This is a genomic window from Streptomyces sp. NPDC001339 (assembly GCF_042895955.1).
Lineage (GTDB): Bacteria > Actinomycetota > Actinomycetes > Streptomycetales > Streptomycetaceae > Streptomyces.
This window is the reverse complement of sequence record NZ_JBIAWT010000001.1, coordinates 456,480-482,029: the sequence shown is the minus strand read 5'-3', so window position 1 is coordinate 482,029 and position 25,550 is coordinate 456,480. Positions and strand designations below refer to the sequence as shown.

Below are 25,550 nucleotides of genomic sequence, written 5' to 3'. Positions count from 1 at the left end.
ATGGTTGATCAATGGCCGGACTTCAATGTTGCCCGGACGACCGATCGTGCTAGCCTGAATCAAATTCGAAGGACGCCACCACCGAAGAGAAATCGGGGATCTACGGTGCCGGAAAATTACCCTGCCGAGCTGAGTGAAATCAATTCGGACGAAATCTACGCCAAACTCCGGAATGACCTGGAATTCTGGGAGCCGTGGGCGCGCCGCGCACTGGACGTGGCGGGCCTGCCGTCGCCGGGGACGTTACGGGTACCCGGCGAGAGCACCAACCCGGTGCTGCTCGGCGACACCGGCGTGGCGGTCAAGCTCTACGGCGAGCACTGGTGCGGCCCGGAGAGCCATGCGGCCGAGACGGAGGCGTACACCGTGCTGGCCGGGCAGGACCTGCCGGTACCGCCGCTGCTGGCGCGCGGTGAGCTGTGTCCGGGGCAGGGCGCCTGGCCCTGGCCGTTCCTGGTGATGGCGCAGGCACCCGGGGAGACCTGGCGGCAGGTGACGGCGGTGGTGGACCGCCCGGCGCAACTGCGGCTGGCCCGCCGCTTCGGCGCCGTGCTGCGCCGGCTGCACGCCGTCCCGCTGTCCGGCACGGCCACCCTGCGGCGGGATGCGACGGTGTTCGCCGAGCTGCTCCAGGAACGCCGGGAGAACACCGTGGCGGATCACCGGGAATGGGGTTATCTCTCGCCCCGGCTGCTCGATGACGTACCGGACTTCCTGCCGGATATCGCCACGCTGCTCAAGGGCCGGGAGCCGGTCTTCGTCCATGGCGACCTGCATGGCACCAATCTTTTCGTCGATGCGGAAAGCGAGCAGATCACCGGTCTGATCGATTTCACCGACGTCTACGCGGGTGACCCGCGGTACAGCCTGGTCCAATTGCATCTCAATGCCTTCCGGGCGGATCGGGACATGCTCGCCGCGCTGCTCGAAGGGGCGGAATGGGAAGTGTCCGAAAACTTCGCAGCGGAAATGCTGCAGTTCACCTTCCTGCATGACTTCGAGGTCCTGGAGGAGGTCCCGCTGGACCTGTCCGGCATCGACGACCTCGGCGAGCTGGCGCAGCGGCTGTGGGGCGTGCGGTAGCGGGGCACGCGCTCCCGCCGGGCCCGGGGCCGTCATGAGCGCCGGGTCCGGTGGAACCGCCAGGCGTCCTCGATCATCCCGTCGAGGGCGGGGCGGCCCGGCTCCCAGCCCAGCTCGCGGCGGATCCGCTCGCCGTCCGCGACCAGGACCGCCGGGTCGCCCGGGCGCCGGGCCGCCGCCCGGGAGGGGACCGGCCGGCCGGTGACCCGGGCCACGGCATCGAGCACCTCCCGTACCGAGAAGCCGGTGCCGTTGCCCAGGTTGTAGTTGCGGTGCTCACCGGGGACCGCGCCGGCGAGCGCGGCCAGATGCGCCTCGGCGATATCGGCGACGTGGATGAAGTCCCGTACGCAGGTGCCGTCGCGGGTGGGGTAGTCGTCGCCGAACACGGCGAACTCCGGGCGGTGCCCCAGCGCCGCGTCCAGGGCGAGCGGGATGAGGTGGGTCTCCGGCTCGTGCCGTTCGCCGAACTCCCCTGCCGCGCCGGCCGCGTTGAAGTAGCGCAGGCTGACCGAGGCCAGGCCGTGGGCGCGGGCGTAGGCGTCCAGCGCCAGGTCGACGGCGAGCTTGGAGGCGCCGTAGGGGTTGGTGGGCACCGTGGGCGCGGTCTCGTCGATCGGGGTCCGCTCCGGCTGGCCGTAGACCGCGGCCGTGGAGGAGAAGACGACGCGGCCGACGCCCGCGCGCAGCACCGCGTCCAGCAGGGTCAGGCTCGCCACCGTGTTGTTGCGCCAGTAGCGCTCGGGGCGGCGGACCGAGTCGTCGATGAGGGCGTGCGCGGCGAGGTGCAGCACCGCGTCGAACGGGCCGCGCCCCTCGAGGAGCCCGGCCGCCGTGTCCGTCGTGGCGCGGACGAACTCGGCGCCCGGTGGTACGGCGTCGGCGAAGCCGGTGGACAGGTCGTCGAGAACGACGACGTCGTGCCCTTCCTCGACGAGCCGGTGTGCGACGACGCTGCCGATGAATCCGGCGCCGCCGGTCACCAGAATCTTCATGCGCTCTCACCTTTCAGCAGAAGGCCGAATTTCAGCAGAAGGTCGACGGCCGACCTCAGGTCGGGCACCACGAGGTCCGCCGCGGTTTTCGCGGGGCCGTGCGCCAGGGGGTTTTCCGGGGTGTGGTCCGGGCCGATTTCCGAGGCGTTTTCCCGGGTGGTTTCCCGGATGGTTTCCGGAGTGGTTTCCGGGGTGTATTCAGTCGGTCCGAGGAGCGGGGGGCCGGTACCGGACAGGAGGACGGTGGCGCATCCCGCGGCCTTTCCGGCGAGCACATCGGATTCGGTGTCTCCGATCATGACGGAATCCGCCGGATCGATGCCCCCGAAGTCCCTCGCGGCCGCTTGCAGCAGCCCGGGCCGGGGTTTCCGGCAGCCGCACGCGCCCTCCTCGTGCGGGCAGACGTAGTACCCGTCCAGATGCGCTCCATGGTCCCGCAGCAGGTCTACGAGCCGCCGGTGCACCGCGGCCAGGTCGGCGCCGGACATGATGCCCCGGGCCACCCCGCGCTGGTTGGTGACCAGCACCACCCGCCGCCCGTGGTCGTTGAGCCGGCGCACCGCCGCGGCCGCGCCGGGCAGGAGTATCAGTTCCCCGGGATCCGTCACATATTCGCCGGGCCGCGGTTTTCTGTTCAGGGTGCCATCGCGATCCAGGAAGAAAGTTCCCGGATATTTCCTTGGCTTTCTTTTTCTCTGTCGCACTTCCGTGCACCGGCTTTCCCTGTTATGGTCTTTCCGGCTCCTTCCGGGAGCCGGAATGGAGGTAATGCGAGAATGGGCACCGCCAATCGAGCACGACCCCGAATTCTTTTTGTCTCGGCGAATGAAACGGCTCCGTGGGGACCCAGCGAAACGAACTGGGCGCTGGCCGCGCGCCACTGGCTGGACCAGGGGGCCGAGATCCACGCCTGCGTCAAGGGCTGGAAGGAGGTCCCCGGCGAGCTCGCCGCCCTGGAGGAGGCCGGGTGCGTGGTGCACCGCCGCTGGGACGAACCGCCCCACGATCTCCGCCCGGTCCATGAACTGCCCTGGTCCGAGCGGCAGTCGAGCACCCTGGAGAAGGTCCGGCCGGACTTCGTCCTGGTCTCCCAGGGCGACAACTACGAGGGACTGGGCTGGATGGAGGAGTGCCAGGCGCACGGCGTCCCGTACGTGGCGTACTCCAACTCTGCCGCGGACTTCGAGTGGCCGGTGGACGACGTGGCCGAGCGGCTGGCCAAGGGCTACCTCGCCGCCCGTGCATCCCTCTTCGTCTCCGAGGGCAACCGGGAGCTGACCGAGCGCCAGGTGGGCGGCCCGCTCCCCAACGCCCGTGTGGTGCGCTGCCACTTCAAGGTGGACTACGCCGCCGCACCGCCCTGGCCCGAGGCCGACGAGCCCCTCCGGCTGGCCTGCCCGGCCCGGCTGGACCCGGTCAACAAGGGCCATGACGTGCTGTTCGACGTACTCTCCCGGCCGAAGTGGCGCAACCGGCCGCTGACCGTCTCGCTCTTCGGCTCCGGCTCGCACGAGCGGGTGCTGAGGGCGCTGCGGGACCGGCTCGACCTGCACAGCGTGGAGTTCGCCGGGTACGTCACGGACATCGAGGCGGTGTGGCGGGAGCACCACGGCCTGGTGCTGTGCTCGCGTGCCGAGGGCCTGCCGACCGTGATCATCGAGGCGATGCTCTGCGGCCGGCCGGCGATCGTCAGCGATGTGGCCGGCAACGCCGAGCTGATCGAGGACGGGGTGACCGGCTTCGTGGCGGCCGGGCCGGTGGCGGCCTGCCTCGACGAGGCTCTGGAGCGGGCCTGGCAGCGCCGTGGTGAGTGGCGCGAGATCGGCCGCCGGGCGGCCGAGGCGGTGCGCCGTCAGATCCCGCCGGACCCGATCGCCCTCCTGGTGGACCAGCTCAAGGAGCTGGCGGCCTGACGGCGTCGCGTCCGGGCGGCCGCCGCCCGGACGCGACGCCCGGCCGCGGGGGGTGTGGCACGGTGTGCGCATCATGCCTCCCGCAGCCGCTCGGCGGCGAGTTCGGGCTCCAGCGGAGTGAAGTACAGTCCGCTGCCCAGCTCGCCCGCCGCGATGTAGCGCGGTACGCCGGGGGACCGCCAGACCACGTTGATCTCCAGGTACAGATGCGCGTACGGCCAGCCGTCGCCGTCGGTGGGGCGCTGGTGGATCCACAGGAAGTACGGGGCGGGCCGCCCGAACAGCGCGTCGATCCGGGCGAAGACGGTGCCCAGCAGCCCGGCCAGCGCGCGCCGTCCGGCCGCGCTAGCGCCCGGCAGGTCCGGCACATGGGTGCGCGGCGCCAGGCGGAGCGCGTACGGGAACATCGGCGCCTCGGGGACCCAGGCCCGCCAGTCGCCCTCCTCCGCGACCACCAGTTCCGCCGGCGGCCCCTCGCACAACGGGCAGCGGCCGAGCGCACAGCTGCGCGCCAGCTGCGCCGCGGGTGCGCCGGGGACGTCCGCCAGGGCGAACGCCTGGCCGTGCGGATGGTCCACGGTGGCGCCCGCGTCGGCGCCCCGGTTCTCGAAGAGCAGCACATAACCCACATCCCGGCGGGAGCCGAGCGCGGTGGTGGTATCGCTCCACAACTCCACCGCGCTCAGGGCCTGTTCGCTGCCCATCGTGGCCCACGCCGCGTCGTGCTCGGGCGAGTACAGCAGCACCTCGCAGCGGCCGTCGCCCAGCGCGGGCCAGCGGTTGGGGAAGCGCCGTACCCGGTACGGCGCCGGCGCCTCGGCACCGCCCGGGCAGAAGGGGCAGTCCGTACTCCGGGTACGGGGCCGGGACTGCCGGCGCCCGTTGACCACGACGCCGGTGCCGGTGAGCGGATCGAAGCGCAGCCCGCCCGCCGGCGCCGCCTCCCCGGGCTCAGACCTCGGCACGGATCGCCACCCGGATCACATCCCCGGTGCACTGCTCGGCCAGCCGGAAGGCCTTGGCCGCCTCCGGCAGCCCCAGGACGTGGGTGATGACCCGGTCCGTACGCAGCGCGCCGCGCGCCACGAGGTCCGCCGCCCGGTGCATGAAGCGGCCCGGCCCCATCACGCCGATCGTCTCCGTCAGCCGTAGCGGCCACTGCGCGGACGGCACCTCCACCCGCTTGCCCACCCGGTAGCCGATCAGCCCGACCCGGCCGCCGGGACGGACCAGTTCACCGGCCTGCCGTATCGCGTCCGGCTCTCCGCTGGCGTCCAGGACCACATCGGGCAGCCCCGCCGGGCCCGCCTCCTCGGCCCATCGCGCGACCTCCGCCGTATCGGACAGCGCCGTCCGCGCGCCCAGCGAGGACGCCACCTCGGCGCGCCCTGCGACCGGGTCCACGGCCAGGACGACATCGGCCCCGGACGCCTGAACCGCCTGCAGGACGTTGAGTCCGATGCCGCCGCACCCCAGCACCGCCACCCGGTCGCCCGCCTCCAGCCGCACCCGCTCCAGGGCGTGCAGTGCCACCGCGAGCGGCTCCGCCTGGGTGGCGGTCAGCAGATCGACGTCGGCGGGCAGCCGCACCAGGTTCTGCGCGGGCACCGCGATGAACTCGGCACAGCCGCCCGGGTCGGTGAAGCCGAACTCCCGCAGCTCCGGGCACATCACCCGCTGCGCGCCACGGCACCACAGGCAGTGCCCGCAGGACAGCGCGATATCGCCGACCACCTTGTCCCCCACGGCCACCAGCGGGCTGCGGGTCTCGGCGACCACACCGCTCCACTCGTGGCCCGGTACGGCGGGGAAGGCGGTGCCGTGCCAGGCGTCGTTGTACAGGGAGACATCGCTGCCGCAGATCGCGTTGTAGGCGACGCGGACCAGGGCCCAGCCCTCGGTGAGCCGGGGATCGGGCACGTCCTCCAGGCGGATGTCCCGGGGACCGTTCAGAACTGCTGCTCGCATGCGGGGCCTTTCAGCGCTGGTGGGTCAGGGGAGAGGGGGCCAGGCCGTCCCGGCTGTCGCGGCCGGTGCGGCTGTCGTAGCCGTCCCGCAGCGACTGGGTGACGAAATGGAAGATCATGCTGTGCATCGCCTCGGCCAACCCGACGTCCTTGGTGGGGGCATTGACCTCCAGGTCCGCCAGGTCGTGCAGGGTGCCGCCGCTGCCCGCGGTCACCGCGATCACCCGTAGTCCGGCTTCCCTGGCATAGCGGGCGGCGGCCACCGCGTTGGGGCTGGTGCCGGAGCAGCTGATCACCAGCAGCCGGTCGCCCGGGCGCGCCATCAGCCGGAGCGGCTCGACGAACACCTTCTCGTAGCCGCAGTCGTTGGCGTACGCGGTCAGCATGGACAGGTTGTCGGCCAGAGAGACGGCCCGCAGCGGCGGGTTGTGCTCCGCCGACGTGCCCTTGAGGAGGTCCTGCGCCAGATGGGAGGCGGCCGAGGCACTGCCGCCGTTGCCGGCGAGGTAGACCGTGGTGCCGCTGTGCCGCACCTCGTCGAGTTCGGCGATCAGCCGCCGCACCTGGTCGTCCATGGCTTCCAGCAAGGGGCCCGCGGCGCCGAGGTACTCGTGCCACTGACTTCGGACCGGGCGGCCGGGGGAGAGGGAGTTCTGCGTCATCACTGCGTACCTGCAATCGTGTCGAGGAGATCGCGGGGAGATCGCGAGGAGATCGGCGGGGAGATTGCGGAGACAGGTCCTAGGGGTGGACGAAGTCCTCTTCCACGTCGTGGTCGACGTATCCGGTGCCGCGCAGATCGCCGGTCTCACCGTCCAGTTCGCGCCAGTCGGCCATGTACGTCGGCCCGTAGCCGTAAGCCACCAGCAGGCGGTCGCCGGGGGTGCGCTTGCGCCGGGTGCCGTGCATCAGCGCCTCGTTGAGCAGCAGCAGATCGCCCGCGCCCACGAAGACATCGGTGAGCGTGGGGAAGCCCTCGTCGATCAGGGAGGTGCGGGCGCCGCGTTCGGCGCGGGGCCGCAACAGGGGGAAGTTGGCCTTGTGGGAGCCCTGGACGTAGCAGAACGAGCCGTCGTCGGGCGAGGCGATGTCGCTGAGGTAGACCAGGGATTTCACGTACGGGCAGAACAGCCTGCCGTCGTGGTAGGTGTGGGTGATCGACATATCGCGGCCGACCGTGCCGTTACCGAGGTCGAGCAGTTCGGAGTTGCCGCCGTGCAGATACAGCACGCTGTCCGGGCCGCGCCGCAGCCCGTACCCCTCCAGCATGCGCAGCGGCTGGTTGACCACCTCGCGCACGCGGTGCACGATCCGGTCGTCCCGGCCCAGCTGTGCGAAGAGTTCACTGGTGGCGGGCAGGTCGTGGTAGCGCCGGGTGTTCGCGAAGCCGGGGTCCACGGGGTGGAGCGCGTCGAGTTCCTTGCGGAACCGGTCGACCTCGGCGGGGGAGAAGACCTCGCGCACCACCAGGAACCCCGTGGTGTCGAAAAGGTAGAGCTCCTCCGGCGACAGAGCGGGCATTGCGGTCACCTTCCGTCAGAACCTGGGAGTTTCCGGTAGCGGTGGTCAGTCCTGGGACTCCAGGGCGGATGCGAGGGCGCGCAGCACGGCGTCGGCGTCGGCCTCGCTCATACGGGTGTGCAGGGGAAGGCAGATGTGCCGGGCGCAGACATCCGCGGCGACGGGGTGGTCCCCGGCCGGAATACGGCCGGTGAAGACCGGCTGGGCGTCCAGCGGCAGCTCGTAGATCTCACCGCCGAGCTGTACCCCGGCGTCCTTCATACGGGCGCGCAGCCGCTGCCGGTCCACCGAGGGGTCCAGCATGACGACGTACTTGTACCAGCTCACGGGGGAGTGCGGAGGCAGGACGGGGCGTACACCGGGCAGCCCTTCGAGCCCCGCGGTGTAGCGCTGGGCGAGCGCGTCGCGCGTCTTGAGGAACCCGTCGAGGCGGCGGAGCTGGGTGCGTCCGACGGCGGCGTGCAGCTCGCTCATCCGCGCGTTCTCGCCGAGGGCGGTGTGGTAGCTGCGCCAGGCCTCGGGCTTGCCCAGGTTGCGGTGCAGCCGGACCTGGTGGGCGAGTTCGTCGTCGTCGGTGGTGACCATGCCGCCCTCGCCGCAGGTGATGACCTTGGTGGCGAAGAAGGAGAAGGCCCCGGCGACGCCGAAGGTGCCGGCGTGCCGCCCGCCCAGGCGGCTGCCGTGGGCGTGCGCGCAGTCCTCGAACAGCCACAGTCCGCGCTGGGCGCACCAGTCGGCGATGGCCTCGATGTCCGGGGTGATCAGGCCGCCCATGTGGACCAGCAGGACCCCGGTGGTGTCCTCGGTGACGGCCTGCTCCAGGGTCCGTACGCTGGGCGCGAGTGTGCCGGCGTCGATGTCCGCGAGCCGGACGCGCAGTCCGGCCAGCAGCGGTGCGGCGGCCGAGGAGTAGAAGGCGTTGGCGGGTACGAGCACCTCGCCGCCCGCCCGGTCCCCGAGGGCCCGCAGCCCGCACACCAGGGCGGCGGTGCCGGAGGCGACGGCGATGGCGTGCCGGGCCCCGGTGTACTGGGCCATCTCCCGCTCGAACGCCTCGACCTGGGCTCCCTGGGCCAGCTGTCCGGTCTCCAGACAGGTGCGTACGGCGCCGAGCACGGTGTCGATGTCCTCGGCCGGGAAGTCGGGTCGTACGGGAACCACTCGCGGCCCGGTCATCGTCCGCTCACCTCCGTCGCCCGGCCCTGGCCGGTGAGGGCGTCCAGTTCCCTGCGCAGCCCTTCGTCGAGGGTGATCCGCGGACGCCAGCCGAGCTGTTCCCGGGCCTTGGCGGTGGACACGAAGCGCTGGGAGTAGGCGAGTTCGCCGCGGCGGGTGGGTTCTTCGCGGTGGGCGATGGGCACCCCGCCGAACAGGTCGGAGACCCGCTGGGCGAGTTCCCGGGTGGTGACGATCTCCGGGCCCTCCAGGTTGTAGACCTGGTGGGCGGCGACCGGAGCGGTGGCGCGGTAGAAGGCGTCGGCGAGGTCGTGGACGTGCAGGAAGGCCCGGCGCTCGGAGCCGTCGCCGAAGACGGTCAGCTCCCGGCCCTCGGCCGCGGCGCGCAGGAAGGCGGAGACGACGAGCCCGGGCCACATGCCGGGGCCGTAGACGGGGCTGTAGCGCAGCACGGTGGACTCCAGGCCGTGCAGCCGGGCGTAGTCCCGGGCCAGCAGCTCCTTGGTGATCATCGTGGTGGTGTAGAAGTGGCCCGCGCCGGTCGGCAGGAAGGGCTCGTCCTCGTCGATGGCCTCGACGCGCATGGCGTTGTAGACCCAGCAGCTGCCCGCGATCACCACGCGCGAGGTGCCGGCGGCCGCCGCGGCGTCGAGGACGACGGCGGTACCGGTCACATTGCTGTCCATCGCGGTCACCGGGTCGGCCAGCACCGCCCGGGCGTCGGCGACCCCGGCCAGGTGCATCACCGCGTCGGGCCGCCAGGAAGCGAAGAGCGCGGCCATCTCCTTCCTGGCGGTCACGCTCAGCGCCACGCCGGGCAGCGGGTCGTCGGGCGTCCACTGGGTGTCGACGACGAGGACGTCATGGCCTTCCTCGTGGAACCGGCGGGCTACATGGCGGCCGATGAAGCCGGAACCGCCCGTCACAAGGCAACGCATCAGGACCCCTTCACGGTGTTCGCAGTGGTGTCGGCACGGGCGGCGGTGGCACCGGCGGTCTCCCGCAGCCGGGCGCGCCATTCCTCGGGGGTGTCCACGGCACAGCCGTCGTCGGCGTCCGGTGTGCCGTCCAGCAGGGCGAGGAAGTCGCGGTCGGCGAGTTCCTCGGTGGTGTGCCGCTGAGGTGTCCGGAAGTCCCGGCGGGTGCGCTGCTCATGAGGCATGCGCAGCCCCGCGCTGCCCAGGCAGTTGCGGCAGGCGCCCAGCGGCGTGGGGTCTTGGAGGTAGGCCAGCAGCCGCTCCGCGAATCCCGGATCATCGGTGATCCGCAGTCCGTCGCGCCACATGTCCGGCCCGCCTTCGAGGACTTGCGGGATGAACACCGACTGGGGGCATTTGAAGAAGTACCCCTCGAAGAGGGTGTGGCAGCGCCATATGTGCGCGATCTGGCAGGTGTCGTAGATCCGCTGGACCAGGCGGTCGTCGCGAGTGCCGAACTCCGAGTAGGAATAGCGGAAATGGGTGTAGTGCAGGAGGGTGAGGGTGACGCCGTGTTCCTCGGCGAACTGCCGGACCCGGGCCATCTTCTCCGCGGGCAGTTCCCGGCCGGGATAGACGGAGATCTCCACCTCGTCCACCGCCGCCCAGAACTCCTCACCCATGCGCGGCAGCAGCACGCCGTTGGTGCAGACGATGATGCGCGGGGCGATGCCGCTGGTGCGCACGGAGCGCAGGATCGGTACGAGTTCGCGGTGCAGCAGCGGCTCGCCGCCGAGCACCTTCACGAACTGTGCCCGGAAGGACCGGGCCAACAGGTGCAGATCGCGCTGTGCGGTATCCGGTTCGATGAAGGACCTTTTGAAGACCGGGGAGAGGTGGCTGCACGAGGCACAGCCGAGATTGCAGTGGTGCGCCACATTGAGTTCGCACCCCTCCGGCGTGACTACCTTTCCGTTTTCGATGTGATAGGTCATAGGACCGCCTCATTCTCTCCGGGGGCTCGCCAGGAGAAGGTGGAGTCGAAGGGCAGGGAGAAGTTGTTGGAATAGCCGCCGAGGTAATAGCGCAGGGTGGGTTTCCCGGTGCAGGCGACCGGTTCGCCGCGCTCGCGCAGGTCCCTGGCGAGTTTGTCGTCCTCGCCGATGGACTCGGCCTCGTCCCGGGCGTCGTAGTCGTCCCGGAACGGCACCTGGAGGAGGAGTTCGCGGGCGAGCAGCCATTCGCCGGTGTCCACGGAGACCACCGGGTCCGCGACGCCGAGCGGGTCGAGCCGGTCGTGCCGTACGCAAGTGCCGGGGGTGACCACGCCCTTGTCGCGCATCCGTGCGTACTCGGCGCCTCCTTCCGCCGCATCGCGGGCCCAGGGCTCCCGCGGTTCCAGGTAGGGGGTGCCGTCGGAGTTGAGCATGCGCAGCTCGGAGTGGACGGCGCGGCAGCCGGTCCGTTCGGCGCACTCCAGCAGGCTGTCGAGGTGGTCCGGCTCCCACTCGTTGTCGTCGTCGAGGAAGCAGATCCAGCGGGAGCGGACGAGGTGTGCGGCCATGTTCCGCAGCCGTGCCGAGCGCCCCGGCCCGGACACGTCGTCGGGCCCGCGCCCGGCGAGCAGCCAGCGGACGTTGCCGGGCAGCGGCTCCCGCTCCCGCAGCGACAGGTAGGTGTCGTGGCAGTCGTCGACGACGACGAGATGCTGGAACGGTGCGCTCAGGTCCTGCTGCTGGACGCTGCGCAGAGCGCGGGCCAGCAGGCGCGGCCGGGTTCGGGTGAGGGTGACGACAGTGACCAGCACGGCTGGACCGCCCTTCACTCGGTGCGGGGTCGGGTGCGGGGTCAGTGCGGAGGGCGGCAGGGGGTTCACAGGGGCAGTGCGGCGGAGGCGGAGCCGCTCCCGGTGAAGCGGAACGGCAGTTCCGTCAGGCCCGCCCCGGTCATCGCGTGGCGCACCGCGTCCTGGCGGCCGGCGCCCGCGACCAGCAGGAGGAAACCGCCGCCGCCGGAGCCGAGGAGCTTGCCGCCGACGGCACCGGCTGCGAGGGCCCGGTCGTGCTGCTCCTGAAGCCAGGGGCTGCTGACGCGGGAGCCGAGGCGGGACTTGAGCCGCCAGTGCTCCTCGACGAGTCCGCCGACGCCGTCGATATCGCCCTTGCGCAGGCAGTCGGCCATGTCGTCGGCGATCCGCCGGATTCCGTGGAGCCGCTCCAGGGCGTCGCTGTGGCCCTCCAGGGTGCGGCGGTTCTGCTCGGAGAGGATGTCGCCCGCGTCCCGGCTGATGCCCGTGTAGAAGAGCATCAGCCGGGACTGGAGTGCGTCCCGGACACCGGGGTCGAGGTCGAGCGGTTCGGGCTCGACATGGCCGGAGCGGTCGATGCGCAGCATCCGGATGCCGCCGTACGCCGCCATGTAGTGGTCCTGCTTGCCGACCGCGCGGCCCAGGTCGGCGATCTCGATCCGGCTCGCCGATTCGGCGAGTTCGCGGGCCGGGGGAGTGCGGGCGTGGGCGGCGGCGTGCAGCAGGGAGACGGCGAGTGCCGCCGAGCCCCCCAGTCCGCTGCCGCTGGGCACATCGCTGAACGTGGCGACCTGGCAGTCGCGCCTCAACCCGGCGCTCAGCAGGCATGCGCGCACCATGGGATCGGGGTGCTGATCGGCCCGGTCGACGAGTGCGCAGGTGTCCGTGGCGGCGCGCAACTTCCCCTGGAACTCCCGGGGGTGGACGGTCACGCCGACGTACCGGTCGATGGCACAGCCGATCACCAGCCCGCCGTGGCGCGAGGAGTAACTGGGGATGTCCGTGCCGCCGCCCGCCAGCGAGATCCGCAGCGGGGCGCGGGCCGTGACGGTCTCAGCCATGGATCCCGCTCTCCTCGCTCCATCCCCCGGCCGGCGCGCCGCACTCCGCACCGCGCCGCAGCAGGTCCTCGACGACGGCGCGGACCTCGGCGCGGGGTACCGGGGTGAGGTAGCGCCGGTCGGGGTTGAGCGGCACGCCCAGCGCGCTCAGCAGCACCATCGACACCTCGGAGGAGGGGTGCGGCTGGTAGCCGCGCTTGTTGTCGAACCCGATGTGGTGCATGACCGTGTCCGGATCCAGTCCGGCGGTCAGGCACCGGCACACCCCGGCGCGTCCGATGAGCTCCTCGTGTACGGCGACGGCGTCCGCGTCGAGCAGGCCGAGCCGGTGGGCCACGTCCGCCGCCGCGGCCATGCCGAGGGCGACCGCCTCGCCGTGCTTGACCGGCCGGACCCCCGAGTTGCCCGCGGCACTGGCGAGTTCGAGGGCGTGGCCGACGGTATGGCCGTACTCCAGAAGCACACCGGAGTCCTTCTCGTGCGGGTCCTGGAGCAGCAGCCGGCTCTTGACCGCGAGGCTGAGGTCGAAGATCTCGCCCAGCTCCGCCGCCGTGTAGTCGGCCTGAGGGCGCAGCAGCCGGCGCAGTGCGGGGATCTGCTCCGGGTCGATGGCCAGCGCGTTCTTGACGGTTTCGCAGGTGCCCGAGCGCAGATCGCGCGGGGAGCCCATGGCTACCACGCCGAGGTCCACGAGGATCATCTCGGGCGGGTGGTAGAGGCCGACGGTGTTCTTGGCGTGCGGGGTGTTGACCGCCTGCTTCGCGGAGATCACCGAGTCGCAGGCGGCGATGACGGTGGTGGGGACGTGGACGAGCCGGACGCCGCGGAAGAGCAGCCCGGCCAGCAGCCCGGCGACATTGCCGGGGATGCCGCCGCCCACGGCGACCACCACCGAGCGCCGGCTGACCTTGAAGTCCAGGGCGAGATCGATGAACCGGGAGAGCGTGGCGAGGTTCTTGTGCTCCTCGCCGGGCGGGTGGGAGAGCAGGAGCACGGGGGCGGACTGTTCGACGGCCCCGGCGAGCTTGCTCGCGACCACGCCCTGGACGGTGTCGTCGGTGACGAACACGAAGCGGTCGGCGTCGAGGCCGGTGAGCATCCCGGCCACCTCGTCGAGGCAGTCGTGCCCCAGCAGCACCCGGACCCTTCTGTCGCCGAGGTCGAAGTGCCGCTCGTGTAACGGGAGAGGCCCGCCGTCGGTGCCGGCCGCGGCCGTGGAGGGGAACTGGAGGTCCATCACCATCACCTTCGTACTGCGTCGATGCGCCGCTTGGCGATTGAGGTGGCTTCTTCGGAGAAGTCGTTGCACGCCCAGGCGCGGCCGTGGGACACGGCGGCCAGCGCGGTGGAGCCGATCCCGGCGAAGGGGTCGACGACGAGCTCGCCCTCCTCGGTCAGCAGGCGGATGAAGTACTCCGGCACGGCGACGGGGAAGCGGTCGGCGTGTGCCCGGGTGCGCTCACCGGCCACCTCGTCGAGGTAGGGGTAGTCGGCGTGGGAGTCGCCGATGGCCAGGAAGTTGCCGAACGGCCGGGTGAGGTTGTTCTGGAAGCCGCGCACCCGCCGGGTGTCCACCGGTACCTCGGGCGTCCTGGCCAGCCAGAACCACATGGTGACGCATTCGTCGAAGCGGACCCGGCGCTGGTGGACCCATTCGTCCCGGGACGTCAGGAGGTCGGGGTTGTACCAGTAGAACTCCTGGAGGAGGTGCCAGTCGCCACGGGCGAGCAGGCCGCTGATGGCGGCGAAGTTCTGCACCGTGCGCACCGGGCGGTCCTCGGCCCAGGTGCAGCCCAGCTCCATGACCAGGCTGCCGTCCGGTTTGAGGACCCTGGCGATCTCGGTCAGGAACGGGTCGAGCCAGGCGGTGAATCCGGCGCCGGCCGGGTCGGCCGAACTGGCCTCGGCGGGGCCGGTGAACCACGGGGAGGTGACCACCAGGCGGGCGGCGGCATCGGGCAGGGTGCGCAGGAAGGCGACCGCGTCGCCCTGGGTGAGGGTCCCGCCGTCGGTGGCCGCCACCGTGCGCACCGCGGTGTCCGTGAGGGTACGGGTTGGCATGGCATGCCTTTCGCGAGAGAGGAGCCAGGAGAGGGCGCGGTGGTGTGTGCGGTGCCGGTACGGCCCGCCCCGCGCGCCCGAGTGGCGTCAGGCCGCCGCGAGCCGGGCCCTGGCCGCGTCCAGTGCCGTGGCGATGAGCTCCATGCGCCCGGGCTCGGCGAGGAACATCCGGTGCGGCAGCACGACGGCGTTCTCCCCCGCGGTCTCGGCGACGGGGAGTGCGAAGCGCGCGGGGTCCAGCGCACGGGCCCGCTCGGGGTCGGCGGCGGGCCGGACCCAGCCGGAGGTGAGCGGCTGGTAGAGGTCGTTGCGGTGGAGTGCCGCGTCGATGGGTTCGATATGCGCCCCGAGCTGCTGGGTGAGCAGGGCGGCGACCTTGTGCTTGGCCCCGGGGCCGAACACCTCCGGATCCAGCCGGATGCAGAACTGGTAGGCGGCCTCGGCGGACACCGCCGCGGGGCGGGCGAGCGGCCGGGCACCCTCGACACCGTCGAGCAGCCGCTCCAGGTGCCGCATGGACTCCCGCCGGCGTGCGTTCTCCTCGTCCAGCCTGCCGAGCCCGTCCAGCGCGACGGCCGCGTTGAATTCGCTCATGCAGTAGTTGTAGCCCTGGACGCCGGGCAGTTCCTCCAGCTCCAGTTCACCGAGCGGGGCGCCCTCGCGATGACGGCGGCCGTCCGCCCGCTTGCGGTAGAGACGGGCGTGGACCTCGGGGTCGGAGGTCACTGCCACACCGCCCTCGCCGCAGGTGAGGAGCTTGGTCTGCTGGAGGCTGAACGCCGCGGCGGAGCCGAACGTACCGAGCCGGCGGTCCCGCCACATGGCGCCGTGCACATGCGAGCAGTCCTCCAGCAGGGCCAGGCCGTGGCGCCGGGTGAGCTCGGTCATGGCGTCGAGGTCGACGGCCGAGCCGTACAGGTGCACCGCCATCACGACCTTGGTGCGCTCGGTGAGCGCGGCCTCGGCGGCCGCGACCGACATGCACAAGGTTTCGGGTTCGACGTCGACGAGTACGGGGGTCGCGCCGACGCGCAGGACGGACGAGGCGCAGGCGACCCAGGTGAGGCCGGGGACGAGGACCTCGTCCCCGGCGCCGACGCCCAGGGCCTCCAGCGCGATGGTGAGGGCTGCCGAGCCGTTGCAGGTGGGAACCGCGTGGGCGGCTCCGAGATAGCCGGCGAAGGCCTGGGCGAAGGACTCCTCGAAGGACCGCTCGCCGGTGTAGGAGCCGCTGACCGCCCAGCGGCCGGACCGCAGCGCCGTGAGCAGGCGTTCCTCGGTCTGTGCGGTGTACGTCGGCCACGTGGGCCATGCGTGCGTGTGCGTCTTCAACCTGCCGGACCTCCGGGTTCACGGGACCACCTGTGTGGAGGGTGGTCGTGGGGGAGTGCCAAGGGTGTCGCGCATAACGTCCGCTATAGCGGATGGAACATGCCGAGAGAGTACGCCAGGGGACTCATTCATTGTCAACAACAGCGGAGGATTTGGCCAGGTGAATATTCCCCGGACCAACTGCCCTGGTCGGCTTGGGCAGTTGGAGCGACTTACGCAACGTGGTGAACAGCCCGGTCTGGTCCGTCACCCCCGACACGCGCTCGGCGAGCGGGCCTTGGGCGGCGATGCGCACCTGTGTGCCGGTGTGCTCCTGGGTGTCGTCGGCCGCGCCGGTCCCGTAGTTGACCTTCAGGTGCGCGCCCTCGTCGGTGACGAGCGTGGTGGTGCGCCCCGGAGGCTCGGCGTCCAGGGGCACGATCTGGCTGGCGTGGCCGTGGTCGGCGGTGGCGATGACCAGGGTGCCCGGGTGTGCGGCGGCGTAGTCGCGGGCCACCTTGACGGCACGGTCGAAGGCGGCCGTCTCGCCGATCTGGCCGCAGGGGTCGGCGGCATGGTCCTGCTCGTCGATGGAAGCGCCCTCCACCTGGAGGAAGAAGCCCCGGTCCGAGGAGCCCTGGAGGAGTCCCAGCGCCTTGCGGGTCTGCTCGGCCAGCGTCGGCGTACCGGCCGGGCGGGCCGGGTTGGCGGTGACGCAGCGCTGCGGCGCGGTGCCGCCGACGGCGGCCCGCTCGCCGGTCCACTCCACCGGGACGGCGCCGGGCGCGAACAGGCCGAGCACCGGCCTGCCCGGCGTGGCCCGGCGCAGCCCCGCCGCGTCGGTCACCACCTGATGGCCCAGCTCACGGGAGCGCTCGAGGACGGTTCTGCCCTTGTACGGGCCGCCGAGTGCCCGCTGCTCGAAGCGCTGCCGGCCGCCGCCCAGCAGCACATCGGCCCCGGCGGTCAGGGCCTGTTCGGCGATCGAGCCCGCGCCGCCGTGCTCGGCCGCGTCACCCGGGCACTTGGCCATGTCGGCCGGGCCCTGGCACTCGCGGTCCGCGACATGGGCGACCAGGGCCGCCGGAGTGGCGTCCGTCAGCTCGGCGGTGGTGACGCTGCCGGTGGCGTAGCCGTGCGCGTGTGCCAGTTCCAGGATGGTGGGCAGCGTTTCGTGGGTGCGGGGGGACGTGGATATCCGGCCGTTCGCCGTCTTCTCCCCGGTGGCCCAGGAACTGGCGGCCGCGGCCGAGTCGGTGACGTACTCGGGGGAGCCGTCGGGGCGTACGGAGTACGTGGTGTACGTGCCGGTGCTCGGCAGTCCGTCCAGGGCGAGGCGGCCGCCCGCGCCGACGGTGTAGTCGCGGGCCAGAGTGATCTCCGAGTCCCCCATGCCGTCGCCGATGAGCAGGATGACGTTGTGCGGTGCCGCCTTCGCGGCGTTCCCGGGCGCCGTGGGAGCGGACGCCGCGGCGGGGACCACGAGACCGGCGGCCAGCAGCGCCGCGGCTCCTGCCGCGAGGCCGCGTCGGCTCAACGCGCCCTTCCTGCGGGGGGTTTGCTGATGGCTGGAAGGTTCTTCCGGGCGTATGAGGCGCATTGCGCCGTACCTCCATATCGTGCATAGCGTGCTGGGGAATCGAGGGGAAACAAGGTGAATCGGAGGGATTCGAAGGGGAGTTGATGGGGAGTTGAGGGGGAGGTGAGGGGAGTCGAGGGGAAGCCGGGCAGGGGCCGGGCAGCGGCCCGGACGGGGTCCGGACCGGGCGTTCGGTGGGCCTGGGCCCAGGTTCGGTCATCCGCTTCAGCGGATGCAAGACCATCGGGCCGTCCCCGCCTTCCGATTCCCTTGTCAACGTGGGCGGACGGCGGTATAGATAGACAAAAGTTCCGTACACAACGGCGGGTGCCCGCCCGCGACGGTGATCTGCACCGGGGGATGGCGGATGTCCAGCGGCAGTCAAGCACCCCGTCCCGAGCGGCCGTTGGTGCGCAAGTTCGACCAGCGGCTGAGGGACCTCATCGCCGCCCTGTATCCCGACGAGCGCAAGCGCCCCGGATACGCCCGGCTCGCCAAGGAGATCCGGGAGAAGACCGGCGGAGCCATCTCCGGCACGTATCTGTGGGAGCTGGCCACGGGAAAGAAACGCAATGTGACCCTGGAACAGCTCGACGTCCTCGCCGAGTTCTTCGGGGTCGCCGCCGAATACTTCCTCAACGACGAGGTGGCCGACCGGGTCAACACCCAGCTGGCCCTGGCGAGCGCGCTGCGCGACACCCGCGTCCGCAACCTCGCGCTGCGCGCCGAAGGGCTCTCCCCGGCGACTCTGGACGCCCTGCTCATGATGGTCAACGAAGCCCGCAAGGTCTCCGGCCGGCCGCCGGCGGGAATCGCGGACGACCCGGGAGGTGCCACCGGGCCCGGCACCGGCCCGGCCGACGACCGGATCGCGGACGGAACCTAGGACCACACATCCACCACGGGGGACGAACGGCAACACCCACCCAGAGGAGATGTACGTTCATGCGATTCACCCCAGCCGGACAGGGCACTTCGCGGCGTCGTCCGGCATCCGGCGCACCCCGTCCGCCCCGCCTCGTCGCGCCCTCCGTTCTCCCTTCCGGTAGCTGAGGAAGCTCGGCCGGCCCCGCTCCGGATTCCCGTACCACTCGGCGCCGGCGACCGGCCATCGCTCCCGCGGACCGCGTCCGACCACCGCTGTCCGCGCACCGGGAAGGACCGGGGTCAGCACCCAGACCGCCCATCGCCGCCTGCCCGTACGCGGGCAGAGGGGGAGAGCCGTATGCCGTTAGGGAACGCCAGCCTGCGACGCCGCTGCCACAAGGCACTGGAGCACATCAGCCCGCCCTACCCCTTCTCGCTCAGTTCGTTCTGCCGTCAAGTGGCCGAGCGGCGTGGGCGACCACTGCACCTGCACCCGCTTCCGCAGCCCGCCGCCGTCGCCGGGGCCTGCGGTCTGTGGCTGGCCACCGACGCCGGCGACCACATCTTCTTCGAGCAGCGCACCACGCGCGTGCACCAGGAGCACATCGTGCTGCACGAGATCGGCCATATGCTCTTCGACCACTACGCGCTGGCCCCCGACAGCGGGGTACCGGCCGCGCTCCTGCCCGACCTGGACCCCCGTGTCGTCCGGCAGCTGCTGGCCCGTACCAACTACACCTCCCGCCAGGAGCGGGAGGCCGAGCTGCTCGCGAGCATGATCCGCACCGGCGAGCACCACGCCGACGCACAGCAGCCGCGCGACGCGCTGGACCGGATACGGGCCGCGCTGGGGGTACGGCCCGTATGACCTCCGCCCTCACCGCCTTCGGCAACGTCACCCACACCGTCGGCACCCTCGCCCTGTGGGCGACCATCCTGGTGCGGCTGCCCGCGGTCATCCGCTCACCCCACCAGCGGGGGCTGTGGCTCGCGGTCACCTCCGCCGCGGCGGCCACGACCATGGGCCATCCCTACGCCGTACGGCTCGTGGTCGCGCTCACCCACACCCCTCATCTCGCCCCGCTCGCCCAGGACCTGTTCGGAGTGCTGTCCGCCGGGGCGGTGCTCCACTTCGTCGCCTTCTCCACACTCCCCGACGCCCCCGGGGCGAAGCCGAAGCTGTGGAAGGCCGCCGGGGTCGTGCTGCCCGCGATGGTCCTGCTCGATCTGATGTCCGGCCCGCACATCCGGCCCGGAGCCCACACGCCCGATGTCCCGGACCCGTCGACCGCCTACTGGCTGCTGATGATCGGGGCACATCTGGTCGCCAACACGGCGTGTGTCGTGATGTGCCGGCAGTACGAGAAGGCGGGCGCCGGCCGTTCGCTGCGGCTGAGTCTGCGGCTGTTCGGCTGGGGCACCGCGCTCGCCGGGGTGTTCTGGCTCGGCCAGCTCGCCCGGCTGCTGCTGCACGTCCAGTGGCTCACCCCGTGCCTGCGGCCGCTGATGGACCTGCACAGCCTGCTGCGGGCCGCCGCTCTCCTCGTCCCGGTGGCGTTCGCACTGGGACGCTCCGCCTCGGACATCGCGACGGTGTGGCGGCTGTGGCCGCTGTGGCACGAGCTGGCGCGAGCCGTACCGCAGGTGATCCTGGAGAAGCCGCGGGCACGGCTGGTGGAGATCCTGTGGCCGCGGTCCTCCTGGCGGCTGCTGGCCTACCGCAAGGTGATCGAGATCCGCGACTCGGTCCTGGTCCTGTGCCCGCACACCGAGCCCGCCGTCCTGGACCAGGCGCGGCGCCATGTGACGGCGGCCGGCACCGAATGGCGGTACCCGCACGCCGCCGTACTCGCCTGTGTGCTCAGGGAGGCGCTGCGGTCCGGGGACGCCGGGCGTGAGCGCGCCGGTGGACCGGAACGGGTGGAGGCGCTGGAGCTGGGGTGCGAAGCGGCGGCCGAACTCGCCGACGAGACGGCGTTCCTGCTGTGCGCGGCCGACGCGTACGCCTCCCCGCGCATACGGGAGTTCAGCGTCATGAAGGAGCCGCAGGAGACCATGGCCGACGGCTGACGGCGCAGAGCACTCCGCACCCGGTCCGGGCCGGCCGCCGTGCTCGGCGGCCGGCGGACCGGGTGCGGACGGCACACCCGAGCGATCAAGGAAATCGCAGGTAGAGCGGCTCGATTCGCGATCAGGCCTGCTTGGTCGCCCAGAAGATCTTTTCGATCTGGGCGATGTAGTCCAGTGCCTTCTGGCCGGTCGCCGGGTCGTTCGAACCCTTGGCGGCGCTGAGGGCCTTGAGGGTGTCGTTGATCAGCTGGTGCAGCTCCGGGTACTTCTCGAAGTGCGGCGGCTTGAAGTAGTCGCTCCACAGCACCGAGACGTGGTGCTTGGCCAGCTCGGCGCGCTGCTCCTTGATGAGGATCGCGCGGGTGCGGAAGTCCGCGTCGTCGTTGGCCTGGTACTTCTCCTGGACGGCCTTGACCGACTCGGCCTCGATACGGGCCTGGGCCGGGTCGTAGACACCGCAGGGCAGGTCGCAGTGGGCGCTGACCTTGACCTTGGGGGCGAACAGGCGCGAAAGCATGTTCAGTCCTTCCTCGTGATCGTCTTCTCAGGTGCGAGATTACTCGGTGCGGGAAGGCTTTTCTCGGGTGGCCCGGGGGCTTAGGGCAAAAGTCCGGGGTCAGGCTCGGGCTGCGGGAGGATGGACCGGCGAGCGAAGCGAGATGGGGGTGCCCCCGGACGGAGTCTGGGGGAGGGTCTGACCTGGACTGGACCGGGTAGTACGGGACGGACTGGGCGGTACGGGAGGTATGGGATGCAGCCGGAGCGGGTGCGGGAGCGCGGCCGGGAGCGGGGCCAGGGGACGCATGGGGGACGGACGCGGGGCGGGCCGCTGCGGGCGTTCGGGCTGGCCGAGGTGTACAACCCGTCAATGGTGCCGACGCTGCTGCCCGGTGACCAGCTGGTGGTGCAGTACGGGGCGGCGGTACGGCCCGGTGACGTGGTGGTGCTGAAGCACCCGTTCCGGCAGGACCTGCTGATCGTCAAGCGGGCGGTGCGGCGGCGCGACGGCGGCTGGTGGGTCCAGGGGGACAATCCGTTCGTCGAGAACGACAGCCGGGAATTCGGGGTGGTTCCCGACGAACTGGTCGTCGCCCGTGCCTGGGTGCGGGTCCGGCCGCCCCGGGGGGTTCAGCGGTCGGTCGCCGGGGTGCTGTCGTGGGCGGTGTCGGCGGTGCGGCCGGTACGGGCGGAGCGCTCGTTCTCCAGGCGTTTGCGGGCGCGGTAGGCGGCGACGTTGGCGCGGGTGGCGCAGCGGTCGGAGCAGTAGCGGCGCGAGCGGTTGGTGGACGTGTCCAGGTAGACGTGGCGGCACGGGGCGGCCTCGCAGACGCCCAGGCGGTCCACACCCAGTTCGGTGAGGTGGAAGGCCAGGCCCATGGAGGCGGTGGCGGCGAAGGCGGCCGTGGCGCTGGCGGCGTGGTCGGCGATGTGCATATGCCAATTGGGGCGGCCGTCGTCGTCGCGGAACTCGTGGCCGGAGATCTGCGGGCTGACCGGGAACTCCATCATCAGCGCGTTGAGCAGGTCGACGGCCCGTACTTCGTCGCCGGCCGCCGCCGCCTCGAAGACCGCGCGGAGCCGGGCGCGGACCCCGCGCAGCCGGGTGACGTCGCTGTCGCCCGCCCGCCGGGCGGCCTGCTGCATCGGGCCGAAGAGTTCCCGCACGGCCTCGACCGAGGTGAGGTCGTCCTCGCCGCGTTCGGGCCGCTCGGTGTTGACCAGTCGCACGGCGTAGTCCGAGTAATAGGCCAGTTCCACTTGTCGTCCTAGTCCTTGCGGGCGGGCGGGGGCCGGGTGCGGATGCACACTCGTAGTAATGGGTATATTCGCTACAAGGGTATTACGGCCTGGGGTCGCGGGGCCGCGGGGCCGTGAACCGCTTGTACACGGCGGTGCTCCGCTCCCGGAGACCGTCCGGAAGCGGAGCACCGCCGCGTCGCCCTACCGTGCCTTCGCCCTACGGCGCCTTCGCCCTGCGACGCCTCCGGGCTAGGCACCTTCGCCCTCCAGCGCCTCTGCCCTACAGCGCCTCCGCTCTACAGCACCTTCGACAGGAACGACTTCGTCCGTTCGTGCTGCGGGTTGCCGAGCACCTCGCGCGGGTGGCCGGACTCGACGACCACCCCGTCGTCCATGAAGACCAGCGAGTCGCCGACCTCGCGGGCGAAGCCCATCTCATGGGTCACGACGATCATCGTCATCCCGTCCGCGGCCAGGTCCTTCATGACGTCGAGGACGTCACCGACCAGCTCCGGGTCGAGGGCCGAGGTCGGCTCGTCGAAGAGCATCAGTTTGGGCTCCATCGCCAGCGCGCGGGCGATGGCGACGCGCTGCTGCTGGCCGCCGGAGAGCTGGGAGGGGTAGTTCCCGGCCTTGTCGGCGAGGCCGACGCGGTCCAGGAGCCTGGCCGCGCGCTCCCGGGCGGAGGACTTGGACTCGCCCTTGACCTGGACCGGCGCCTCCATGACGTTCTCGATCGCGGTCATGTGCGGGAAGAGGTTGAAGCGCTGGAAGACCATGCCGATGTCGCGGCGGCGGGCGGCGACTTCGCGGTCGCGCAGTTCGTAGAGCTTGCCGTTGTGCTCCCGGTAGCCGACCAGTTCACCGTCGACGGACAGCCGGCCGGCGTTGACCTTCTCCAGGTGGTTGATGCAGCGCAGGAACGTCGACTTGCCGGAGCCGGACGGGCCGATCAGGCAGAAGACCTCGCGGGGCGCGACCTCCAGGTCGATGCCCTTGAGGATGTGGGCCGCGCCGTAGGACTTGTGCACGCCCTCGGCCAGGACCATGGGGCCGCCGCTGGTGCCCGCGGTCCTCGCGGTCGTGCTCGTGGTGGCCTTCTTGCCCGTGGTGGCCTGCTGGCTCGTGGTGGCCTTCTGGCTCGTCGTGGTCGGCTTGCCGGCCGTGTTCTTCTCGTCGGCCGTGCTCTGCTTGCTCGCCGTGCTCTGCTTGCTCGTCGTGGTCTTCTTCTTGCTGGTCATCCGACACCTCCGGCGGAGCGGTTGAAGCCGCCGGACAGCTTCGCCTTGGCGCGCTGCAGCGGGGTGAGCGGGAGCTGGCGGCTGGCGCCGCGGGCGTAGTAGCGCTCGAGGTAGTACTGCCCGATGCTGAGCACCGTGGTGGCGATCAGGTACCAGGCGGCGGCGAGGATCAGCATCTCGACCACGACGCCCGAGTCCCGGCCGACGTTCTGGGCGGACTGGAGCAGGTCGTAGTACTGGACGGCGATCACCAGCGAGGAGGTCTTCAGCATGTTGATGACCTCGTTGCCGGTCGGCGGCACGATCACCCGCATCGCCTGCGGCACGATGATCCGGCGCAGCGTCTTGCCGTGACTCATGCCCAGCGCGTGCGCCGCCTCGGTCTGGCCCTCGTCGACGGAGTTCAGACCGGCCCGGCAGATCTCCGCCATGTACGCGGCCTCGTTGAGGCCGAGGCCCAGCAGCGCGCTCATGAACGGGGTCATGAAGTCCGACCACTCGTCCTTGTAGATCGGCATGATGTCGATGTACTCGAAGACCAGGCCGAGGTTGAACCACAGGAACAGCTGGACGTACACCGGCGTACCGCGGAAGAACCAGATGTAGAACCACGACACGGACGCCGTCAACGGGTTCTTGGACTGGCGCATCACGGCCAGCACCACACCCAGCACAATGCCGATGATCATCGAGAGTACGGTGATCAGCAGGGTGTTGCGCAGGCCCTTGAGGATGTCCCCGTTGAACATGTACTGGGGGATGGCGCCCCAGTTGACGTTCCCGGAGGCGAAGGCGCGGACGAGCAGGGCGATCAGCCCGATGACGACGATCGCCGCGACCCAGCGCCCGTAATGGCGGACCGGGATGGCTTTGATGGGCTCGGGGTGGGGCGGCGGAGCGTCCGCCGGCGGCTGGGCCGACTTGTCGACGTCAACTGACACGGAGGTTGCCTTTCAGCGTTCGGCGGGGGTGGCCGAAGGGACGGTGGAGTGGCCGAAGGGGACGGACGGCCGGGCGGGACCGGGGAGCGAGGGCCTGCCGGCGGCTCGGCGGCTCAGCTGCCGCCGTTGAGTTTCACTTCCTTGACCGCCGCGTCCTTGATGTCCCACTTCTCCAGGACCTTGGCGTACGAACCGTTCCGGATCACGCGTTCCAGGGCGGCCTTCAGCGCGTCGCGCAGCTGCTCCTGGCCCTTGGGGACCGCGATGCCGTACGGGGCCGCCTTGAGCGGGGCGCCGCCGACCATCTGGAAGTCGTTCCCCTTGCCGGAGACCTGCACCGCGTACGCCGCGACCGGGTAGTCGCTGGAGACGGCGTCCACACCGCCGGTACGCAGCCGGGTCTGGGCCTCGGAGTCGTTGTCGAAGGCCTCGATGGATATCGGCTGCTCGCCGTTCCCCTCACAGGCCGTGGACTTGTCCTTGGCCAGGTCGTGCGAGACCGTGCCGCGCTGTACCGCGATCTTCTTGCCGCACAGCGTCTCCCAGCCGTCGACGCCGTTGGTCTTGCCCTTGCGGGTGTAGAGCGAGACGCCGACGTCGAGGTAGTCGATGAAGTCGACGCCCTGGCCGATCTTCTTGCCGGTGTTGCTGTCGATGCCCTGCTGGCGCTCCTTGGTGTCGGTCATCGCCGACATCGCCAAGTCGTAGCGCTTGGACTTCAGACCGCCCATCAGGGTGTCGAAGGTGGCGTTGTTGAAGTTGAGCTTGATGCCCAGCTCCTTGCTCATCGCCTCCGCGAGGTCCGGGTCGATGCCCTCGACCTTGCCGTCGGAGCGGAACTCCACCGGCTTGTAGGTGATGTCCGAGCCGACCTGGAGCATGCCCTTCTCCTGGACGGACTTGGGCAGCTTGCCGAACAGCGGGGCGTTGACGTTCCGGTTCTTCTGCGCCTCACGCTTGGCGATGGCCGCGTCCGTCTGGTCGCCGCAGGCGCTCAGGAGCGTCAGCGAGGCGACGGCCGCGGCCGCGGCGGCCAGCGCTCTGCGTGGCCGGCCGGTGGCCGGGAGACGGGTGGTGCTTGCGGTCATCATGATCCTCCTGCGTATGGAGAAGACGACGTGACTGACGGGCCGGGGCACACACCTTCGAGCGTCGCGACCGGGTGGGGTGACGGAATCCTGCCATCCGGGCTCCGGTATTCGGACTGTCGTACAGGTCAAAATCGCATAACGGACGAGGGCGGTGCGGTGAAACCCTTGTGAGGAAAGGGGCGACGGTCGTCCGATGGGGCAAATGGGGC

General features: G+C 71.0%; 26 protein-coding genes. 6 read left to right on the top strand and 20 right to left on the bottom strand.

Annotated elements, in window-relative coordinates:
* Positions 1–1,083 carry a phosphotransferase family protein gene (locus ACFY12_RS02040; RefSeq protein WP_390713753.1) on the top strand — a complete coding sequence of 361 codons (1,083 nt, stop codon included), beginning with the start codon at positions 1–3 and terminating at the stop codon, positions 1,081–1,083.
* Between the two features lie 32 nt (positions 1,084–1,115).
* Here ACFY12_RS02040 and galE read toward each other — a convergent pair whose 3' ends face one another.
* Positions 1,116–2,078: a UDP-glucose 4-epimerase GalE gene (gene galE / locus ACFY12_RS02035; RefSeq protein ID WP_390713752.1), complete on the bottom strand. Its 963-nt coding sequence runs from the start codon at positions 2,076–2,078 to the stop codon at positions 1,116–1,118.
* Complete coding sequence (locus ACFY12_RS02030; RefSeq protein ID WP_390713751.1) at positions 2,075–2,782, bottom strand: D-glycero-alpha-D-manno-heptose-1,7-bisphosphate 7-phosphatase; 708 nt, start codon at positions 2,780–2,782, stop codon at positions 2,075–2,077. Before ACFY12_RS02030 ends, galE begins: the two co-directional genes overlap by 4 nt.
* 72 nt (positions 2,783–2,854) lie before the next feature.
* Here ACFY12_RS02030 and ACFY12_RS02025 point away from each other — a divergent pair, with 72 nt between their 5' ends.
* On the top strand, positions 2,855–3,991 hold the full coding sequence (locus ACFY12_RS02025) for a glycosyltransferase family 4 protein (protein ID WP_390713750.1): 1,137 nt from the start codon (positions 2,855–2,857) through the stop codon (positions 3,989–3,991).
* A gap of 71 nt (positions 3,992–4,062) precedes the next feature.
* Here the strand turns inward: ACFY12_RS02025 and ACFY12_RS02020 are convergent, their stop codons facing one another.
* The 13 genes from ACFY12_RS02020 to ACFY12_RS01960 all read right to left on the bottom strand — a co-directional run bounded on the left by ACFY12_RS02020 (position 4,063) and on the right by ACFY12_RS01960 (position 17,412).
* On the bottom strand, positions 4,063–4,956 hold the full coding sequence (locus ACFY12_RS02020) for a hypothetical protein (RefSeq protein WP_390713749.1): 894 nt from the start codon (positions 4,954–4,956) through the stop codon (positions 4,063–4,065).
* On the bottom strand, positions 4,943–5,959 hold the full coding sequence (locus ACFY12_RS02015; protein ID WP_390713748.1) for a zinc-binding dehydrogenase: 1,017 nt from the start codon (positions 5,957–5,959) through the stop codon (positions 4,943–4,945). Before ACFY12_RS02015 ends, ACFY12_RS02020 begins: the two co-directional genes overlap by 14 nt.
* A 10-nt stretch (positions 5,960–5,969) precedes the next feature.
* On the bottom strand, positions 5,970–6,620 hold the full coding sequence (locus ACFY12_RS02010; protein WP_390713747.1) for an SIS domain-containing protein: 651 nt from the start codon (positions 6,618–6,620) through the stop codon (positions 5,970–5,972).
* A 79-nt stretch (positions 6,621–6,699) separates the two neighbouring features.
* Positions 6,700–7,479: a phytanoyl-CoA dioxygenase family protein gene (locus tag ACFY12_RS02005; RefSeq protein WP_390713746.1), complete on the bottom strand. Its 780-nt coding sequence runs from the start codon at positions 7,477–7,479 to the stop codon at positions 6,700–6,702.
* A gap of 45 nt (positions 7,480–7,524) precedes the next feature.
* Positions 7,525–8,655 carry a DegT/DnrJ/EryC1/StrS family aminotransferase gene (locus ACFY12_RS02000; protein ID WP_390713745.1) on the bottom strand — a complete coding sequence of 377 codons (1,131 nt, stop codon included), beginning with the start codon at positions 8,653–8,655 and terminating at the stop codon, positions 7,525–7,527.
* Entirely contained in the window at positions 8,652–9,593 is a 942-nt protein-coding gene (locus tag ACFY12_RS01995) for an NAD-dependent epimerase/dehydratase family protein (protein ID WP_390713744.1), read from the bottom strand. Before ACFY12_RS01995 ends, ACFY12_RS02000 begins: the two co-directional genes overlap by 4 nt.
* Positions 9,593–10,567 carry a radical SAM protein gene (locus ACFY12_RS01990; RefSeq protein ID WP_390713743.1) on the bottom strand — a complete coding sequence of 325 codons (975 nt, stop codon included), beginning with the start codon at positions 10,565–10,567 and terminating at the stop codon, positions 9,593–9,595. Before ACFY12_RS01990 ends, ACFY12_RS01995 begins: the two co-directional genes overlap by 1 nt.
* Positions 10,564–11,448, bottom strand: coding sequence for a glycosyltransferase family 2 protein (locus ACFY12_RS01985; RefSeq protein WP_390713742.1), 885 nt, complete (start codon positions 11,446–11,448; stop codon positions 10,564–10,566). The genes ACFY12_RS01990 and ACFY12_RS01985 overlap by 4 nt, the downstream gene beginning before the upstream one ends.
* Positions 11,445–12,440: a hypothetical protein gene (locus ACFY12_RS01980; protein ID WP_390713741.1), complete on the bottom strand. Its 996-nt coding sequence runs from the start codon at positions 12,438–12,440 to the stop codon at positions 11,445–11,447. Before ACFY12_RS01980 ends, ACFY12_RS01985 begins: the two co-directional genes overlap by 4 nt.
* Positions 12,433–13,677 carry an iron-containing alcohol dehydrogenase gene (locus ACFY12_RS01975; RefSeq protein ID WP_390713740.1) on the bottom strand — a complete coding sequence of 415 codons (1,245 nt, stop codon included), beginning with the start codon at positions 13,675–13,677 and terminating at the stop codon, positions 12,433–12,435. The genes ACFY12_RS01980 and ACFY12_RS01975 overlap by 8 nt, the downstream gene beginning before the upstream one ends.
* Positions 13,678–13,682: 5 nt before the next feature.
* Complete coding sequence (locus ACFY12_RS01970; protein ID WP_390713739.1) at positions 13,683–14,501, bottom strand: DNA-methyltransferase; 819 nt, start codon at positions 14,499–14,501, stop codon at positions 13,683–13,685.
* An 87-nt stretch (positions 14,502–14,588) separates the two neighbouring features.
* Positions 14,589–15,833 carry a DegT/DnrJ/EryC1/StrS family aminotransferase gene (locus ACFY12_RS01965; protein ID WP_390713738.1) on the bottom strand — a complete coding sequence of 415 codons (1,245 nt, stop codon included), beginning with the start codon at positions 15,831–15,833 and terminating at the stop codon, positions 14,589–14,591.
* Positions 15,834–15,957: 124 nt separating this feature from the next.
* Positions 15,958–17,412 (bottom strand): alkaline phosphatase, encoded by a 1,455-nt coding sequence (locus ACFY12_RS01960; RefSeq protein WP_390713737.1) that lies wholly within the window; start codon positions 17,410–17,412, stop codon positions 15,958–15,960.
* A 346-nt stretch (positions 17,413–17,758) separates the two neighbouring features.
* Here ACFY12_RS01960 and ACFY12_RS01955 point away from each other — a divergent pair, with 346 nt between their 5' ends.
* The 3 genes from ACFY12_RS01955 to ACFY12_RS01945 all read left to right on the top strand — a co-directional run bounded on the left by ACFY12_RS01955 (position 17,759) and on the right by ACFY12_RS01945 (position 20,328).
* Positions 17,759–18,277 carry a hypothetical protein gene (locus tag ACFY12_RS01955; protein WP_390713736.1) on the top strand — a complete coding sequence of 173 codons (519 nt, stop codon included), beginning with the start codon at positions 17,759–17,761 and terminating at the stop codon, positions 18,275–18,277.
* A 339-nt stretch (positions 18,278–18,616) separates the two neighbouring features.
* Positions 18,617–19,126: a hypothetical protein gene (locus tag ACFY12_RS01950; RefSeq protein WP_390713735.1), complete on the top strand. Its 510-nt coding sequence runs from the start codon at positions 18,617–18,619 to the stop codon at positions 19,124–19,126.
* Positions 19,123–20,328 carry an MAB_1171c family putative transporter gene (locus ACFY12_RS01945; RefSeq protein ID WP_390713734.1) on the top strand — a complete coding sequence of 402 codons (1,206 nt, stop codon included), beginning with the start codon at positions 19,123–19,125 and terminating at the stop codon, positions 20,326–20,328. Before ACFY12_RS01950 ends, ACFY12_RS01945 begins: the two co-directional genes overlap by 4 nt.
* A 121-nt stretch (positions 20,329–20,449) precedes the next feature.
* On the opposite strand, the gene sodN is transcribed toward ACFY12_RS01945, so the two are convergent.
* The gene (sodN, locus tag ACFY12_RS01940) at positions 20,450–20,845 is read right to left on the bottom strand and encodes a superoxide dismutase, Ni (RefSeq protein WP_390713733.1); all 396 of its coding nucleotides are present in this window, start codon (positions 20,843–20,845) and stop codon (positions 20,450–20,452) included.
* Between the two features lie 234 nt (positions 20,846–21,079).
* On the opposite strand from sodN, the gene sodX reads away from it, so the two are divergent.
* On the top strand, positions 21,080–21,553 hold the full coding sequence (gene sodX, locus ACFY12_RS01935; protein WP_390713732.1) for a nickel-type superoxide dismutase maturation protease: 474 nt from the start codon (positions 21,080–21,082) through the stop codon (positions 21,551–21,553).
* On the opposite strand, the gene ACFY12_RS01930 is transcribed toward sodX, so the two are convergent.
* The 4 genes from ACFY12_RS01930 to ACFY12_RS01915 form a co-directional block, all read right to left on the bottom strand.
* Positions 21,457–22,086, bottom strand: coding sequence for a CGNR zinc finger domain-containing protein (locus tag ACFY12_RS01930; protein WP_390713731.1), 630 nt, complete (start codon positions 22,084–22,086; stop codon positions 21,457–21,459). The two genes, sodX and ACFY12_RS01930, sit on opposite strands and share 97 nt — an antisense overlap.
* Before the next feature lie 278 nt (positions 22,087–22,364).
* Complete coding sequence (locus ACFY12_RS01925) at positions 22,365–23,117, bottom strand: amino acid ABC transporter ATP-binding protein (protein ID WP_390714345.1); 753 nt, start codon at positions 23,115–23,117, stop codon at positions 22,365–22,367.
* Positions 23,118–23,305: 188 nt separating this feature from the next.
* Positions 23,306–24,250 (bottom strand): amino acid ABC transporter permease, encoded by a 945-nt coding sequence (locus ACFY12_RS01920; RefSeq protein WP_390713730.1) that lies wholly within the window; start codon positions 24,248–24,250, stop codon positions 23,306–23,308.
* A gap of 113 nt (positions 24,251–24,363) precedes the next feature.
* Positions 24,364–25,338 carry an ABC transporter substrate-binding protein gene (locus tag ACFY12_RS01915; RefSeq protein ID WP_390714344.1) on the bottom strand — a complete coding sequence of 325 codons (975 nt, stop codon included), beginning with the start codon at positions 25,336–25,338 and terminating at the stop codon, positions 24,364–24,366.
* Positions 25,339–25,550 lie beyond the last annotated feature (212 nt).

What these genes read in the sequence shown, in the direction of transcription:
- ACFY12_RS01945 (WP_390713734.1), top strand. Translation starts at nt 19,123, where the DNA reads ATGACCTCCGCCCTCACCGCCTTCGGCAACGTCACCCACACCGTCGGC.
- ACFY12_RS01915 (WP_390714344.1), bottom strand. Translation starts at nt 25,338, where the DNA reads ATGACCGCAAGCACCACCCGTCTCCCGGCCACCGGCCGGCCACGCAGA.
- ACFY12_RS02000 (WP_390713745.1), bottom strand. Translation starts at nt 8,655, where the DNA reads ATGACCGGGCCGCGAGTGGTTCCCGTACGACCCGACTTCCCGGCCGAG.
- ACFY12_RS01990 (WP_390713743.1), bottom strand. Translation starts at nt 10,567, where the DNA reads ATGACCTATCACATCGAAAACGGAAAGGTAGTCACGCCGGAGGGGTGC.
- ACFY12_RS02025 (WP_390713750.1), top strand. Translation starts at nt 2,855, where the DNA reads ATGGGCACCGCCAATCGAGCACGACCCCGAATTCTTTTTGTCTCGGCG.
- ACFY12_RS01995 (WP_390713744.1), bottom strand. Translation starts at nt 9,593, where the DNA reads ATGCGTTGCCTTGTGACGGGCGGTTCCGGCTTCATCGGCCGCCATGTA.
- ACFY12_RS01950 (WP_390713735.1), top strand. Translation starts at nt 18,617, where the DNA reads ATGCCGTTAGGGAACGCCAGCCTGCGACGCCGCTGCCACAAGGCACTG.
- ACFY12_RS01925 (WP_390714345.1), bottom strand. Translation starts at nt 23,117, where the DNA reads ATGGTCCTGGCCGAGGGCGTGCACAAGTCCTACGGCGCGGCCCACATC.
- ACFY12_RS01970 (WP_390713739.1), bottom strand. Translation starts at nt 14,501, where the DNA reads ATGCCAACCCGTACCCTCACGGACACCGCGGTGCGCACGGTGGCGGCC.
- ACFY12_RS01980 (WP_390713741.1), bottom strand. Translation starts at nt 12,440, where the DNA reads ATGGCTGAGACCGTCACGGCCCGCGCCCCGCTGCGGATCTCGCTGGCG.
- sodX (WP_390713732.1), top strand. Translation starts at nt 21,080, where the DNA reads ATGCAGCCGGAGCGGGTGCGGGAGCGCGGCCGGGAGCGGGGCCAGGGG.
- sodN (WP_390713733.1), bottom strand. Translation starts at nt 20,845, where the DNA reads ATGCTTTCGCGCCTGTTCGCCCCCAAGGTCAAGGTCAGCGCCCACTGC.
- galE (WP_390713752.1), bottom strand. Translation starts at nt 2,078, where the DNA reads ATGAAGATTCTGGTGACCGGCGGCGCCGGATTCATCGGCAGCGTCGTC.
- ACFY12_RS02005 (WP_390713746.1), bottom strand. Translation starts at nt 7,479, where the DNA reads ATGCCCGCTCTGTCGCCGGAGGAGCTCTACCTTTTCGACACCACGGGG.
- ACFY12_RS02010 (WP_390713747.1), bottom strand. Translation starts at nt 6,620, where the DNA reads ATGACGCAGAACTCCCTCTCCCCCGGCCGCCCGGTCCGAAGTCAGTGG.
- ACFY12_RS01960 (WP_390713737.1), bottom strand. Translation starts at nt 17,412, where the DNA reads ATGCGCCTCATACGCCCGGAAGAACCTTCCAGCCATCAGCAAACCCCC.
- ACFY12_RS02040 (WP_390713753.1), top strand. Translation starts at nt 1, where the DNA reads ATGGTTGATCAATGGCCGGACTTCAATGTTGCCCGGACGACCGATCGT.
- ACFY12_RS02015 (WP_390713748.1), bottom strand. Translation starts at nt 5,959, where the DNA reads ATGCGAGCAGCAGTTCTGAACGGTCCCCGGGACATCCGCCTGGAGGAC.
- ACFY12_RS01955 (WP_390713736.1), top strand. Translation starts at nt 17,759, where the DNA reads ATGTCCAGCGGCAGTCAAGCACCCCGTCCCGAGCGGCCGTTGGTGCGC.
- ACFY12_RS01975 (WP_390713740.1), bottom strand. Translation starts at nt 13,677, where the DNA reads ATGGACCTCCAGTTCCCCTCCACGGCCGCGGCCGGCACCGACGGCGGG.